General features: G+C 34.2%; 14 protein-coding genes. 3 read left to right on the top strand and 11 right to left on the bottom strand.

What is annotated here, in order from left to right:
* From CSUIS19072_RS01590 to CSUIS19072_RS01605, 4 genes are all read right to left on the bottom strand, one after another.
* Nucleotides 1-219, bottom strand: a complete 219-nt coding sequence (locus CSUIS19072_RS01590; protein WP_086236818.1) for a prevent-host-death protein — start codon at nucleotides 217-219, stop codon at nucleotides 1-3.
* Nucleotides 220-320: 101 nt separating this feature from the next.
* The gene (locus CSUIS19072_RS01595; protein WP_086292535.1) at nucleotides 321-1358 is read right to left on the bottom strand and encodes a D-alanine--D-alanine ligase; all 1038 of its coding nucleotides are present in this window, start codon (nucleotides 1356-1358) and stop codon (nucleotides 321-323) included.
* Nucleotides 1359-1367: 9 nt separating this feature from the next.
* Nucleotides 1368-1919 carry a Holliday junction branch migration protein RuvA gene (gene ruvA, locus CSUIS19072_RS01600; protein ID WP_086292533.1) on the bottom strand — a complete coding sequence of 184 codons (552 nt, stop codon included), beginning with the start codon at nucleotides 1917-1919 and terminating at the stop codon, nucleotides 1368-1370.
* Nucleotides 1916-3754 carry a flagellar assembly protein A gene (locus tag CSUIS19072_RS01605; RefSeq protein WP_086236821.1) on the bottom strand — a complete coding sequence of 613 codons (1839 nt, stop codon included), beginning with the start codon at nucleotides 3752-3754 and terminating at the stop codon, nucleotides 1916-1918. The genes ruvA and CSUIS19072_RS01605 overlap by 4 nt, the downstream gene beginning before the upstream one ends.
* A 121-nt stretch (nucleotides 3755-3875) precedes the next feature.
* On the opposite strand from CSUIS19072_RS01605, the gene CSUIS19072_RS01610 reads away from it, so the two are divergent.
* Both CSUIS19072_RS01610 and CSUIS19072_RS01615 read left to right on the top strand, forming a co-directional pair.
* The gene (locus tag CSUIS19072_RS01610; protein ID WP_086236822.1) at nucleotides 3876-4439 is read left to right on the top strand and encodes a CheB methylesterase domain-containing protein; all 564 of its coding nucleotides are present in this window, start codon (nucleotides 3876-3878) and stop codon (nucleotides 4437-4439) included.
* Complete coding sequence (locus CSUIS19072_RS01615; RefSeq protein ID WP_086236823.1) at nucleotides 4436-5233, top strand: CheR family methyltransferase; 798 nt, start codon at nucleotides 4436-4438, stop codon at nucleotides 5231-5233. Before CSUIS19072_RS01610 ends, CSUIS19072_RS01615 begins: the two co-directional genes overlap by 4 nt.
* On the opposite strand, the gene CSUIS19072_RS01620 is transcribed toward CSUIS19072_RS01615, so the two are convergent.
* A complete protein-coding gene (locus tag CSUIS19072_RS01620; protein WP_086236824.1) occupies nucleotides 5218-6414 on the bottom strand; it encodes an MFS transporter in 1197 nt (398 codons plus the stop codon). The two genes, CSUIS19072_RS01615 and CSUIS19072_RS01620, sit on opposite strands and share 16 nt — an antisense overlap.
* Before the next feature lie 110 nt (nucleotides 6415-6524).
* On the opposite strand from CSUIS19072_RS01620, the gene CSUIS19072_RS01625 reads away from it, so the two are divergent.
* Nucleotides 6525-7571 (top strand): dehypoxanthine futalosine cyclase, encoded by a 1047-nt coding sequence (locus CSUIS19072_RS01625; RefSeq protein ID WP_086236825.1) that lies wholly within the window; start codon nucleotides 6525-6527, stop codon nucleotides 7569-7571.
* 102 nt (nucleotides 7572-7673) lie between these two features.
* Here the strand turns inward: CSUIS19072_RS01625 and mnmC are convergent, their stop codons facing one another.
* From mnmC to CSUIS19072_RS01655, 6 genes are read right to left on the bottom strand one after another with little or no spacing between them, the layout of a single operon-like run.
* Nucleotides 7674-9530 carry a bifunctional tRNA (5-methylaminomethyl-2-thiouridine)(34)-methyltransferase MnmD/FAD-dependent 5-carboxymethylaminomethyl-2-thiouridine(34) oxidoreductase MnmC gene (gene mnmC, locus CSUIS19072_RS01630; protein WP_086292531.1) on the bottom strand — a complete coding sequence of 619 codons (1857 nt, stop codon included), beginning with the start codon at nucleotides 9528-9530 and terminating at the stop codon, nucleotides 7674-7676.
* Complete coding sequence (locus tag CSUIS19072_RS01635) at nucleotides 9527-11002, bottom strand: N-acetylmuramoyl-L-alanine amidase family protein (protein ID WP_086292529.1); 1476 nt, start codon at nucleotides 11000-11002, stop codon at nucleotides 9527-9529. Before CSUIS19072_RS01635 ends, mnmC begins: the two co-directional genes overlap by 4 nt.
* Nucleotides 10986-12098, bottom strand: coding sequence for a nitronate monooxygenase (locus CSUIS19072_RS01640; protein ID WP_086292527.1), 1113 nt, complete (start codon nucleotides 12096-12098; stop codon nucleotides 10986-10988). The genes CSUIS19072_RS01635 and CSUIS19072_RS01640 overlap by 17 nt, the downstream gene beginning before the upstream one ends.
* A complete protein-coding gene (gene tyrS, locus CSUIS19072_RS01645) occupies nucleotides 12098-13303 on the bottom strand; it encodes a tyrosine--tRNA ligase (RefSeq protein WP_236847903.1) in 1206 nt (401 codons plus the stop codon). The genes CSUIS19072_RS01640 and tyrS overlap by 1 nt, the downstream gene beginning before the upstream one ends.
* Before the next feature lie 5 nt (nucleotides 13304-13308).
* On the bottom strand, nucleotides 13309-15498 hold the full coding sequence (locus tag CSUIS19072_RS01650) for a RelA/SpoT family protein (protein ID WP_086236830.1): 2190 nt from the start codon (nucleotides 15496-15498) through the stop codon (nucleotides 13309-13311).
* Nucleotides 15482-15700: a DNA-directed RNA polymerase subunit omega gene (locus CSUIS19072_RS01655; RefSeq protein ID WP_086236831.1), complete on the bottom strand. Its 219-nt coding sequence runs from the start codon at nucleotides 15698-15700 to the stop codon at nucleotides 15482-15484. The genes CSUIS19072_RS01650 and CSUIS19072_RS01655 overlap by 17 nt, the downstream gene beginning before the upstream one ends.
* Nucleotides 15701-15711 lie beyond the last annotated feature (11 nt).

Consider the following 15711-nt stretch of genomic DNA (forward strand, 5'->3'; position numbering starts at 1 on the left):
TTAGCTCTCTTTTTTCTTATTATAAATCGCTTCTAGCAAGGTTACAGCTTCGCTTAATCTCTCATACTCATCCATATTTAAAAGCACAGCTTCAAAGCGATTATTTTTTAGTATAAATGCACGCTTCATCTTAGCTTGTGAAATATCGCTCAAAATCGAGCTAAAATTTCTTACAACCTGTGTAGCAGTATAGATCTCATCTTTGCTAAATTTTGCCATCTATATTCCTTGATGCATGGTTTTATGTAAAATTATACATAAAACTAACTTTAATAGCGATGAATTAAGGCAAATTTAAATAGCCAAAAGGCCATTTAAATTTAGGCTAATTTACCCTTATTGCTTGTGATTGAGTTGATATATTTATAATCAACTGGGATTTTTCTCTCTATTTTTACACTATTTGCTAAGCGATTTATAGAGCTTGTAAAGTCGCTAAATAGATAGTTTGCTAAGCTACCTGGATTTGGATTTATCTCATTTAGATAGACCTCATCATCAATAACAAAAAAATCGCATCTAATGATCGCCCCATCAAAGCCACCACCGATATAAATCCTATTAAATGCCTCTTTAATCTTATCTTTAATCTTATCGCTAATATCAGCTTCTTGTGAATTTGAACTTGAAAAACTCATATATTTTTGATTAAAATCTAGCATTTTATCCTTTTTTGGCTCTTCGATTATAGATAGCTCAAGCCCATTATCACTCATAAATCCAGCTAAATTAAACTCTCTAACACAATCTATAAATGGCTCAACCAAAATCTCTTTATCAAACTCAAACCCCACATCCAAAGCATAATCTAGCTCTTTTTGGCTAGATACCACGCTTACCCCAATGCTACTTCCAAGGTGCGAAGGCTTTAGGATATATGGCAAGCTTAAATTTGGCTTTTGACCTCTAGTTATCACCTCGTATTTAAGCGTTTTAACACCGCATTTTAAGGCTAAAAATTTAGTTAAAACCTTTGAGTAGCTCATCACACTAGCCTCAAGTCGTGGGCCTATAAATTTAAGAGAGTAAAACTCAAATAGCCCAGCTATCTTGCCATCTTCGCCATCGCATCCGTGAATTAAATTTATATAACAATCCACCCCAATACTCTTAACGCCAAAGATATTATGAGTGATGAAACCACCATCTTTTAAATATAGTTTTTTACACTTTTTATACTTTTTAGAGCTGAAAAAATTAGCCCTCATATCGCTAGGCTCGATTAGATAAAACTCCCTATTAGCATCTACAAATATAAATTTCAAATTAGCTTTTAACGCCCTTTTAATAGCTATAGCTGAGACAATGCTAATCTCATGCTCCCAACTTGCCCCACCAAAGACTATACCATAATTCATAACCAACCTTTAAGATAATATTTTAAGCGCCTCTTTAATCAAAGATGGCGTATCGCTACTGGTGCATTTAGATAGAGCTGCACTTATTTTATCTCGTTTAAAGCCTAAGCTCTCAAGCGCCATAAAGGCTTCACTACTAATACTATTTGAGCCACTTATATCGCCTAATTTAGCATCGCTTAACTGAGCTATTAGAGTTCTAGCACTCTTTGGGCCTATTCCTGGGACACGCTTTAGCACTCCATCATCACCATTTATAATAGCTGAGCTAAACTCCTCTGGGCTTAGAGATGAGCAAACCGCCATAGCCGTAGAAGCCCCAATGCCATTAACCTTTAAAAGCAATTCAAAAATCCTTTGCTCACTCTCATTTAAAAATCCATATAGCAAATTCGCATCTTCTCTAATAATTTGGGTGATAAGCAACTCGACATTATCGCCTTTATTTAATGAAGTGCTAGTAAATAGCGATATATTTACTGCGTATGTGATACCGCTACACTTAATGTGTATATTTGTTGGCTCCTTTTTAGTTATTAATCCCTCAATTGCCCTTATCATAGCTCATTTGACCTTTTTATCTCATATCCATTTATACCAGCCTTTAGCGTCATAACCCTTGCTATCTCATTCTCTTTAGTGCTATATGATATATCAATTGGCGGCTCGATTAATTTAAATTTAATCTCATTTAGCTCAGTCCAGCGATCTCTATTTATGATTTTAGCATCAAAGATTATACTCTCCATACTAATTAACTCATCTTTTAAGGTAGCTAACTCTATCTGTTTTGAATTTATGCGTTTTAAAATTTGATTATAATCAGCTACTAATCCTTGGAAATCTTTTAATTTATTTAAAAACGCAGCTGGTGGGGTAATACCCTCTTGTCTCATCTCTAATAATCTATTTTTTATCATATTTATAGAGTTTTTATTACTCTCTATAACATTCTTTTTATACTCTAGATCTTTTGGCAATACCTTTAGCTCATCTTCTAAGGCTTGGATTTTTTTATGATGTTTGGTTACTTCGCCATTTTGATCTAATATACTACTTACATCTACTATTAATCTATTATTATCGCCCTTTAGCTCATCTATGCTTATTAAGGTTGAAGCTCTTATAACTGAATTTGAGTGAAGAGTTTTTATATATATCTCATCAGCTTCTATATCGCCACCTAAAACACAACCTATATACGCCTTTTTCGCCTTTATCTTACCACCTTCTAATCTATCTATATGAGCTTCATCGCACTCCAAATAACCCATATGTAATGATATATTCGCATCTTGTGTATAGATTTTTGATTGGGCGTGAGTATTACCCTCTATTACTACGCTTTTAGCTTTGATTACTGCATCTTTAGCGACATTACCAATAGCTCTAACCTCGCTAGTTTCAACCTTCATACCACTACCAATAGCATCGCTTAAATAATCACTCTCTTTAATATTTATCCTAACATCAGAATCCAAGCTTGTAGTAATCGAGCCAGTAGATTTTAAATTTACAGACCCTACATCTATCTCCTCTTTTATATCATATTTATTACCCTCTTCAATTACATAGCCACTTTTAAGAGCTATATATTTGATATGATCTTCGCTCTCTTCTGCTTTGATATTTTGACTTACTATTATTTGATTCTCTTCAGTGTTTTTAGGAGCTTCTACTGGGATAATATCCCCTTTTAAGCTACGCCCACAAGAGCCAATAGTAGGCTTAATATACTCCATTATCAAATCACCCTCTATAACACCACTTAAAAATCCCCTATCAATATCTCTTCTACCCTTTTTTTTATCATCATTATTGCTATCATCATTATTATTTTTATAATAAACTAGCAATTTACCATCCATAGATAGCACTGGATCAATGCCAGTAGCTACAACAATAGTCTCTGATTTTTCTATCATCTCATTTATTCTTAAAATTGAGGTTAGCCTAGATACTCTCTTTTTAAAATCTTTACATCTTAAATCGATTAAAAATCCAGCCTTAAGCATTTTTTTATAAATTGTATTTATCAGCTCTTTTTCAAATGTCGGAGTATATTTAACTGAGGTATCTTCTTTTATCGTTGCTACTACCTTTGTGGAGTATTTATTTGCTCCTAGAGTGATCTTTGGAAGGTGTGGTCTAATATCTTCTCTAGTATCATAAAATTTAACCTTATAACTTTGCATGATGGATAAATTCTCATCTAAGAAAAACTCATCATCATCAAAAATAGACACATCTTCTGCTAGAGCAAACTCGGCTTGTTGATTATTTTTATAACTAGTAAATATCTCTAAAATATCAAAATCCAAATACTCTGGCGGTACCCCCATACTCTTAGAAACCGCATCAATATCTTGATATGGATTTTTGCTGTCTTCTACCATCTATAAACCTTCTTACAGATTTTAAAATAAACTTAATCGCAAAATTATATCTAAAAAAGATAAAACGGCTTTTAAGCCTAATTATATTATACTTCGCACAATCTAATTTTTGGAGCAAAATTTGAAACAAAAGCTAATCTTAATCGGTGCTTCTACTGGTGGTCCTGGTCATTTAAAGAAGTTGCTATCTGGTATAAGCTTACCATCAAATGTCTCTGTAGTTATAGCTCAACATATGAATAAAAATTTTGTTGGTTCATTTGCTAATGGGTTGGCTCAAGAGTTAAAATCAGGCGTAGAGCTACTAAATAATAAAATAACATTACAAAATAAAATTTATATTTGTGAGCAAAATAGCATAATGCTAAATCATCAGCTTTTAACGGCAAATATAGATCAAAGCGGAGTTACAACCACATATAACCCAAATGTAAATATGCTATTTAACTCCGCTGTACCACTATGTAGGATCGTTGATGTGATGGGAATTTTGCTTACTGGTATAGGCGATGATGGAGCTAGTGGATTAAATGAATTATATAAAGCTGGAGCTAAATGCATAGCAGAAAACGAACAATCAGCCATAGTCTATGGAATGCCAAAAAGAGCTAAAGATATAAATCCAAAATTAGAAATTGGCAATTTAGATATGATTAAAACAAATTTACAAAGGTTTATTGTATGAGAGAATTTGAGTGTAGCAGTAATGATATTTTAGAATTTATTGAACTAGCTAAAAGATTTAGCGGAAATGACCTAATAAGCAAAAAAGATATAGTTAAAAATAAAATAGCTAGTTTTGCTAAAAATAAAAATATAGATAGTATGAAAGATATATGTAGCAAATTTCAATTTGATAGAGCTTTAAGACAGGAAATTTTAAATTTAATTACAATAAATGAGACATATTTTATGCGTGAGTTAAATCAGCTAAACTCTGCCATTCAATATGCTAATAACATTAGTATCGGCACAAATAGCGTTAAAATTTTATGTGCTCCATGTAGTAGCGGTGAAGAGGTCTATTCTCTTGGAATTTTATCTAAAATTATAGGAATAGATAGGTATAAATTAAAAATTATCGGGATAGATATCAACTCGCAAATGATCCAAAAATGTAAAGAGGGCGTGTATAATGAGCGATCTGTTAAAAATTTAAGGCAATCGCAAAAAGAGATATACTTCAAAAAATATGAAAATGAGTATCAAATCAAACAAGATCTAATGCCGATGATAGAGTTTAAAACCATTAATATATTTGATGATTCTCTATTTTCTCTTGGGCAATTTGATGTGATTTTATCTAGAAATATGATGATATACTTTGATGAGAATTATCGACTTTTAACTATAGAGAGATTTGCTAAAATCCTAAAGCCATATGGTAGAATTTACTTTGGTAATGCTGATTTGGTACCTTATTGCGATCTATATAATAAAGTAGTTGATCTATCTAGTACATATTATGAAAGAGTATAGTGTCTATATACATAAAGGTAGTAAAATGCCCCAAACAAAAATATCATCGCCATCAAAAATGTAATCATAGCTAGACTCACACCACTTTCATATAAAAGTCCAACCACAAAAGATATGGTAGCAGATATAAAATAATACACCATATCTTTATAAGCTATAACCCTACCATAAAATCTCTTATCGCAATTATTTTGTAACATTGTAAATGTATATGACCACAAAGTAGAGGTACAAAATCCAGCCGCCACAAGCCCTATAAGCCCCAAATAGTAATTAAACTGCAAAATAGCCCACAGCCCAATCCCCAAAAATTCACCAATAAATAGCCATATGAGCGTTTTGTCATTTGTAAATTTGCTCAAAACCATAGGACCAACAACCAAAGAAACCGCCCTTGTCATATTCATAAATCCAATTATCAATGATATGCTCATAATCTCCTTATACTCGTATTTTGCCATAAGGGCGATTAAATTATCATAGGCCGTAACCCCTACAAATGAGTGTAGCAATATTATATGTATTAAAACTGGATTTGATCTAATATACCTTAACCCCTCAATCATCATTTTTAGGATATTTTGAGTGGTGGTTTTTATGATTTGTGGTGCTTTTAAACGAGTTAAAATCAGCATACCAAAGATATATAGCCCAAAATCAAACAAAAATGACGCCTTAATCCCAAAATAGTGGATAAAAATCCCAGCTAACCCCATTCCAGCAGTATATGAGACAGCCCAGATGATGGAGTGAATTTCATTTGCTAATTTTAGATTTTTCCTACTCATTAAATTTGGCAGCAGACTCATCTCAGTTTGAAAATATACAACCCCTACCCCCATACGCACAAAAATAATTATAAAAAGCAACCAAAGCAAAGAAATATCATCTATAAAAAGTAGCATAAAAACGGTAATAGTCTCTATTAATAGCATTATCATCATTAAATTTTTAGGGTTAAATCTATCTACAATCACGCCATTTATAGGGGCTAAAAGCACATTTGGGATAAAGGCCATCGCAGCAGCTAAGGTAATAGCCCACACAGGAGCTGACATCTGTATCAAAAGGGTAAAAATCCCAGTATGAGAAAACCACATTCCAAAATAACATATAAATTGTATAGAGCTTAAAATTCTCAAATTTGGCTTATAACAAAGCAATGCGTAATACTTTTTCACAACTAACCTAATGCTAAATTTAAAGCCAAAATTATAGCTAAATTTATATAAATAAGCTTGAATTTTGCCACTTTTTGATACAATATCGCCTAAAAATTTAAGGAATTTTCGTGAGTAGATTAAGCGTTGATGAGGCTTTAAACCTTATCAAAAATGGAGATTTAAGAGAGCTTGGAGAGATGGCAAGCGCTAAAAAATTAGAGCTTCATCCTGATAAAATCACAACTTTTATAGTAGATAGAAATATTAATTATACCAATACTTGCTGGGTGGATTGTAAATTTTGTGCGTTTTATAAGCATGTTAATGAAGATGAGGCTTACTTGCTTAGCTTTGATGAGATTGATAAGAAGATTGATGAGCTAATAGAGATTGGCGGGACGCAAATTCTCTTCCAAGGTGGCGTCCATCCAAAACTCAAAATCGATTGGTATGAAAAATTAGTCTCTCATATCGCCACAAAATACCCAAATATCGATATTCACGGCTTTTCTGCTGTGGAGATAGACTATATAGCTAGAGTTTCTAAAATTTCAATTAGCGAAGTCTTATCAAGACTTAAAAATGCTGGATTATATAGCATTCCTGGTGCTGGAGCTGAGATATTAAGCGATAGAGTTCGCGATATAATCTCACCTAAGAAGTGCTCTAGCGATACTTGGCTAGAGGTACATAAAGAGGCTCATAAAATTGGGGTAAAAAGCACGGCTACAATGATGTTTGGCACAGTTGAGAGCGATGAGGAGATAGTAGAGCATTTAGATAAAATTCGCAATCTCCAAGATGAAACTAGCGGATTTAGAGCTTTTATTTTATGGAGTTTTCAATCAGCTAATACAAAACTAATTCAAGAGATACCAAATATCAAAAAGCAATCTCCAAATAGATATTTAAGACTACTAGCAGTATCAAGGCTATTTTTAGATAATTTTGCTAATATCCAAAGTAGCTGGGTAACCCAAGGCTCATATATAGGACAATTAGCGCTTAAATTTGGTGCTAATGACCTAGGTAGCACTATGATGGAAGAAAATGTAGTCAAAGCCGCCGGTGCAAGCTATAGAATGAGCCAAGATCAAATGATAGAGCTAATCAAAGATATAGGCGAATTCCCAGCTAAACGAAATACAAATTACGATATTTTACAAAGATTTTAATTTGTGGCTCTCATCGCCACAAATCCCTTAAAATTTATGTGGATTTCCACCATTTTAGGTTATCAAAATGAAATTAAAATAGAGATTAATTACTAATCCTATCTAATTAGTAGAAATTTCAGCTGGTTTTACTAAGCCTTTTTTTAGCTTTCTTACTAGAAATCTCGATGGATTTAAGGCGTGTAATATCGATTTTTTAACACAAATTTGACGCCCCAAAACCATATCAAGCAAGATATTAGCACCCATAATTGCCGTGCTAAGCCCCCTTGAGCCATGAGCTGCACTGATTAAAATATTTGGGTGATAGATCGGATCTTGATGGGTTAGTTTGCCCTTTGTCCATAGAAGTGAGCTATAAATTTGCATATATCTACTCGCATTATGAACTCCGCCAATTATAGGAAATCTATCGCCACTATAGCCTCTAAATCCAACATTTGAGCCAATTATATCTATATCTTTTCTATCGATAAATTCACTCACTAAAGCCAAATTCCCATCATCATCGCTACTTCTAGGCAAGGCATACTCATCGCCTCTAGCATAGCTAGCACCAATTAGCTGGATTTTATCTACTGCTTTGGTTATATACCCCCTAGCACTAAGTGGTCTATCAAGCTTGATAAACTCACTAACTAATGTAGTCTGCCCTCGAACACTGCTAAGTTGCATATATGGGTCATTAAACTCACCTAAAAAAAGCTCCCTTGCCCTATTACCATTAGCAAAAATCACTAAATCCGCTTTAATAATATTTAAATTATTAAATTCAACCTCATAGCTACCATTTTGATATTTAAGGGATTTATACTCATAGCCATAGCAAATATTTAGCTTGCTAGCTAGGCTTTGAGAAAGATTTTTAGGCATAATTTGCATAGCAAGATCGATATTTGCCCTAGGATATATATCATTAAAAATGGTAAAAAACTCGCTTTTATGGTTAAATTTAGCCGCCATTTTATCACTTATCAAATACTCATCACAACCGCAAAAATCTACAAATTCACCACCAAATCTCTTATAAAACTGCCTTGATAATAAAAATGAGCTAATATGCATATCGCCTAAAATCACTCCAGGCTGAGTAATCAGTGGCGCACAAACACCAGCTAAATTTGAGCTAGCACCTTGAGCTGAGCTACTAGCACTCTCAGCCACAATGACATCAAATCCAGCTTTGCTAAATAGCGTAGCGATGGATAATCCAGCAATACCAGCACCAACTACCAAAACGCTTTTTGGCTTAACTATCTTTGGCGGCTCAAACCAAATTTCCCTTTTAACCCTACTCTTTGGCGTTACACAAATGGCTTGTAGCATCTCTCGCTTTTTATGATAGCCCTTAATCTTGCTAACTTCAAATCCATTTTGACTAAGTCTATCACGCACCACCCTAGCGCAGCTAAAGCTTCTAATAACCGCATTTTCACTAGAGTAAGCGGCTAAATTTGATAAAAACTCTTCGCTCCACATTTGGGGATTTTTACTTGGAGCAAATCCATCTAAATACCAAATATCAGCCCTAAACTCGCACTCATCTAAAAACTCCAAAATATCGCCAAAATATAGATCAACAATAATGGTTGAATTTAGCAAATATATACGCAAAAGCGAATTTTTGACAATATAATAACTATCTAAAAACTCATCATAAATATCGCCACCAAGCCCAAGCTCTCTATATATAGTAGTTAGCTCATTCTTGCTAAATGGATACTTCTCAACTGCGATATAGTGAAGGCTTTTTTTGTTTAGGGTTTTGAATTTTTCAATAGTGCAAAAGAGATTTAGCCCCGTGCCAAATCCAGCCTCAGCTACTACTATTTCATCATTATCAATCTGCTCCAAAGCACTACTATAAGAGTATTGGCACTCCTTAAGCGGCTCATAAGTATTAAAGTATATATCATCAAATTTAGAGCTATAAAGCGTATTATTGATATACTCAATCATTGATTTTTCGCAAAATAATCATCAATTCCATTTGCTATCCCAAGAGCAATTTTGTTAGTGTAGTTTTTATCCGATAGCAATTTATGGTCATTTGTATGGGTTATATATCCAGCTTCTATCAATACAGCAGGCATCAAAGCCCCCACCAAAACCCAAAATGGCGCCTCTCTTACCCCGCCATCTACTACTTTAAATTTAGATTTGACCGCACCTAAGAGATTGGATTGAACATCAATAGCAAGCTTATTAGAAGCGATAATCTTCTCTCGGTTTAAAAAATTTAGATAACTAATTTTGGTAAAATAGTTCATCTCATCGGTATCAGCTTTATTCTCTAAATTTGCAGCTTGCATGCTTCGCTCACTTCTAGTTGGACTTAAAAAATAGGTCTCAATGCCTTGCATCTCTTTAGCTTTTTTCTCATTTGGGGCGGCATTTGCGTGGATTGAGATGAATATATCAGCTTTTTTCTCATTAGCAAAGCTTGTGCGATTTCTAAGATTTATAAATTTATCGCTACTTCTTGTATAATACACCTTATAACCACGATTTTTTAAGATCCTTCCAGCCTCTAAGGCTATATTTAAAACAACATTTTTCTCATATAATTTATTTTTACCTACAGCTCCAGCGTCCTTACCGCCATGTCCAGCATCTAAAACTACAATCTTATTTTTACCTGAATTTGTCTTTATGGTGGCTTTTTGAGCGTTATCGCTTTTTTGTGTAGATTTTTTTGTGGTGGTGGCTTTTTGCGTAGTTGATTTTGTGGTGAAATTTGAATTTTTAGCTGATTTTAGGGTAAAAATCACACTATTACCGCTTAATTTATACTCAATATCTTGCGATTTATCATCAGTGAAAACAACCCTAACTATCTCTTTATTAAACTGAGCTATTCTGATTTGATCTGAGATTTGATCCTTTTTATTCTTATAACTTGTAGTTAATACTCCATTAAAATCAAATATTTTGCGATATGTTTTATTCTGATTAAGCTGTGATGATTTGATATTTAAATCACTACTATTACTATTTAAATTCAAAATAAAAGTGGTTTTAGAAGATGATATAGATAGGACTTTATAGGTTATATCACCACTTTTATCTTTTTGATTATTTTTTTGATTATTCTTGCTCTCTTTAATGCTATTTTTAGTGGCGATTTTTGGCTTTAGACTATCTTTGATTGCGGTATTTTGGGCTTGTATGCTACTTAGCTCCTTAGCATAAACGCTATAATCTACCTTAAGAATCTTCCCGCCACTAACTAATCTTTTTAAGCTCTCTAATTTTAATTTGTCATTATCATTTAATATAGAATTAAGATATACGCCCTTTAGCTCGTGGTAAATTTGAACTCTATCTTGTTTATTTGCCTTAGTAAATTTATTATCGAAATCATCAAACACACCACCAAAGGCAAAAATAACAAGAATAAATGGCAATAAAAGCTTAACTATTTTCCCCATAAACCAACTTTTTTATAAGCTCTTTAACGCTAATTATCTCATTTAATCTATACCCATTTGCCCCACTGAAAAATAGCCCAGTCTCCTTATTGCCACTTACAGCGTCATATAGCCTATCAGCGATACAATATCCAACTTGCTTAGCCTCTTTGCCTCTTTGACATGGGGCTACGCAGTTGCTTATACATTGGATTTTTGGTCCAGCTTTTTTATCTACTAAATCAAGCAAATTTGTCTGAATTCCACGAGCTGGGTATCCAACTGGGCTTTTAATAAGCCTAATATCCTCTTTTTTAGCAGCGAGTAATACCTCTTTAAATCCATCCGCAGCATCACACTCATAGGTTCCTATAAATCTAGTTCCCATCTGAACGCCACTTGCTCCAAGATTAATAACCTTAGCAATATCATCATGATCCCAGATCCCACCAGCTGCTACTACTGGAATTTGCTCTTTTTTTATATCAGCCCATTTAGTCGCCTCATCAACTACTGGCTTAATCAAATTCTCAAGCTGATAATTTGGATCTAAGCACTGCTCATATGTAAATCCTTGATGTCCCCCACTAAGTGGCCCTTCTAGCACAACCGCATCAGGTAGTCTATTGTAGCGATCATACCACCTTTTACAAATTATTTTTAGAGCTTTAGCAGAGCTTATAATTGGCACCAAAGCTACATCAGCAAACCCCTTAGTAAGCTCAGGTAAATTGGTAGGAAGTCCAGCCCCTGAAATTATGATATTTATACCATGCTCACAAGCATCTTTTACAATCCTAGCATAATCATTACTAGCACACATTATATTTGCCGCTAGCGGTCTATCGCCACAAATTTTACGAGCGTTATCGATTATAGCTTTAAACCCCTCTCTAGAGTAGAAATTCACACTATCATATGGCTTTGAATTTAACTCTTTGGTGATATGAGCTCTATGCTCATAATACCCAGTACCAACAGAGCTTATAACGCCCAAACCGCCATTTAAGCTTACATTACCAGCTAATTTATTCCAGCTTATACCAAGACCCATACCACCTTGAATTATGGGATATTTGATTACATATTTTCCGATCTTTAAACTCTTTAATTCCATTATTTTACCTCTAATCTAGCATAAGCTTTTTTACCAACTTGTAATACATACTCACCCTTAGAAAGTCTAAGCTGTTCATCGCTAATCTTAGCTTGATTGATGCTTACAGCATTTGCCTTAATGTGGCGACGAGCATCTGAATTTGACCCAACTAACTTACATAAACTAAGTGCTTCTACTATCCAAATATCATCAGCATTAATCTCAAATTTAGCCATATCGCTTGGCAATTCGCCCTTAGCATGAACTCTATTAAACTCCTTCATAGCTTCCATAGCTGCTTCTTTAGTATTAAATCTAGCTGCTAACTCTAGGGCTAAATTCTCCTTAGCAACCTTAGGGTGTAAAGCTCCACTTTTTACATCACTTTTAAGCTTATCAATCTCATCGATACTTAAACTACTAAGTAGCTCATACCAAACCCACATAAGATCATCGCTAATGCTTAAAGTTTTAGCAAAAATATCACTGGCTGATTCAGTAACACCAATATAATTACCAAGACTCTTACTCATCTTATTAACCCCATCAAGACCCACAAGAAGTGGCATCATAATGATAGCTTGCTCTTTGCCGATATTATATGTTCTACCAAGAGTTCTGCCCATTAAGAGATTAAATTTTTGATCCGTTCCACCCATCTCTATATCGCACTTCATCGCTACGCTATCATATCCTTGTAATAATGGATACAAAAACTCGCTAATAGCAATTGGAGTCTCAGCCTTATATCGTTTAGTAAAATCATCACGCTCAAGCATTCTAGCTACATTAAATGTGCTAGCAAGTGCGATCAATCCATCAGCTCCAAGATCATTTAGCCAAGCTGAATTAAACATAACTTCAGTCTTATTCTCATCTAAAATTTTAAATACCTGCTCTTTATAGGTTTTAGCATTTTGAGCTATAACCTCATCGCTTAAAATCTTTCTAGTAGCACTCTTGCCAGTTGGATCTCCAATTTTAGCAGTAAAATCCCCTATCAAAAACTGCACGATACCGCCGTGCTCTTGGAGCAATCTCATCTTATTTAGCACCACTGTATGACCTAAGTGAAGATCTGGAGCTGTAGGGTCAAATCCAGCTTTGATATAGAAATTTTTGCCATTTTCATAGTAATTTTTGACTAATTTCTCAATACGCTCATAATCAATTATCTCAGCAGTTCCACGCCTAATTTCACTCATAATTTTAGCTATCATAATCTTCCTTAATTTTTATATGCATCACTTAGTGAGCTAAATTCAGCTATCTTATAGCGATCTTTTAGCTTATCTTTAATCACTGAACTATCTAAATTATCACTAAGCTCTATTACCACATCAAAATAATCAGCCGCTATCAAATCATCACTTTCACTAAGCGTAATAGTAACCAAATCGACATTTAGCTTAGCCAAATAGGTTAAAAATTCAGCCAAACTTCCCCTTTTATTTTCAATGCTTAAAATAACCTTATATCTATGTGGAGCATTTCTTGTCCATTTGACAAAGATCATCTCCTCTTTATCACTCATCAACTTAGCAGCTCTTTCACATAGCTTGTGATGAACTGTAACATTACTACCATTTCTAAATCCTATAATATCATCGCCCCGTTTTGGATTACAACAATAATCAAAATCCACACTCTTAATAGCGAAATTTGAATATACCACTATATTGTCAAATTTCTGCTTTTTAATCTCGTGTTTATCACCAAATTTAAGAGAAAATAGCTTATCTTTTTTAGAGTGCGTATCTAGAATTTGAACAACCTCTTTTAGATATACAGAATCTGTAGCAATCTTAGAAATCTTCTTACTTAATCCTTCTTTTTCTAACCAATCTAAAATTCTATCATTGCTAACATTAAATATAGCAGATAATATATCAATCGATACTTGATAGTTTATATCACGCAACTTTTGGCGACAAAAACTTCTAATAGTCGCCCTAGCCTTCCCAGTCTTAACACTATCAAGCCAACTACAACGATATTTGGCCTCATCTCCTGTGACAATGCGGACTATATCTCCATTTTTTAACTCGGTTAATAAAGGGACTTTTATCCTATTTATATAAGCTTCTTTAGCATGCAAACCAACTTCGGAGTGAATTTCATACGCATAATCCAAAGCCGTAGCACCCCTAGGAAGTGTGAAAATCCCACCTTTTGGAGAATATACAGCGATATCTTCTACATATAAGCTATCCTTAGCATACTCATATAGATCCTCAATGCTCTTATCATCGCTCTCTTGAGCTTTAATGTCACTTAGCCAATCAAGCTTAGGCGATACCAAGCCACCGCTTTTATACTTCCAATGAGCCGCCACCCCATACTCTGCGGTTTTATGCATGTCAAATGAGCGAATTTGAGCTTCTATAATAGATTTATCATCAAAGATCGTTGTGTGGATAGTTTGATATCCATTTTGCTTTGGCAAGGCGATATAATCTTTAAATCTTGATATTAATGGATTAAAATTCATATGTATAATCCCAAGTGCTAAATAGCAATCCTTTGGATTATGGACTAAAATTCTAACGGCTAAAAGATCCAAAACCTCTTCTAAGCTTATCCCTTTTCGTTGCATTTTAAGATATATTGAGTAGTAGTGCTTAATTCTCTTTTGCACAACAAAGCTATCTTCAGAAAAGCCATTTGCCAAAAGCTTTTCGCTAACCTTTTGGCTAAATGAATTTATCTTTAATTGAAGTTGTTGCTTATGCTCATTTATATATGACTCTATCCCGGCATACTCTTTAGGCATAACATATTTAAAGCTTAAATCCTCTAATATATTCTTAATAGATGATATACCGAGTCTATGAGCAATTGGCGCATACACCACCAAGGTCTCTTCTGAAATTCTCTTTTGCTTTTCTGGTCTTAATACATCCAAAGTTAGCATATTGTGTAATCTATCACAAAGCTTGATAATCAAAACCCTAACATCTTCTATAGATACTAAAAGCATCTTTCTAAATGTCAAAGCTGAAGCTGCTAACTTCTCATTGGAACTAGAGCTAATAAGCTCATTTTCTCTAATTGCCACAATCTTCGTAAGACCACGCACAAGCACCGCAACCTCTTCACCAAACTCAAATTGCAACTCCTCTTCAGTGCATTCAGTATCCTCTACCACATCATGGAGTAAAGCGGCAATAAGCATACTCTCATCGCCACCCATATGTGCTACAAATGAACATACCAAAATAGGATGAATGGAGTATGGCTCACCACTTTTTCTAAACTGCCCATCATGCAATCTAACGCAGTAATCAACAGCCTTTAAAAGCATTCCAGTTGGCTTAGCCACAGAGTATAAAACATCTTTTGCCGATTCTATGCTTTTAGCACAGACAACATCATCAATAAGCTGCTCTAAGAGCTGCTCGCTATCTATTTGATTCAACTATTCCCTCTAAAGCAATTTTACCATAAGCTATCTCTAAAAGCGCAATATCAGTATATTTCATCTTTTGTGTGTTTATATCTACTAAAATTTGCGCCCCATTTGCTAAAGCTTCAGCTCTTTTAGCCACTAAAAGTGCTAATTTATATCTATCATCGCCCACAGCTTCTAAAGCCTTAGCCGCTATCTCTTCTATTCTCATTATCTTCCTTT

It is taken from the genome of Campylobacter sp. RM19072 (genome assembly GCF_024723485.1).
GTDB classification, from domain to species: domain Bacteria; phylum Campylobacterota; class Campylobacteria; order Campylobacterales; family Campylobacteraceae; genus Campylobacter; species Campylobacter porcelli.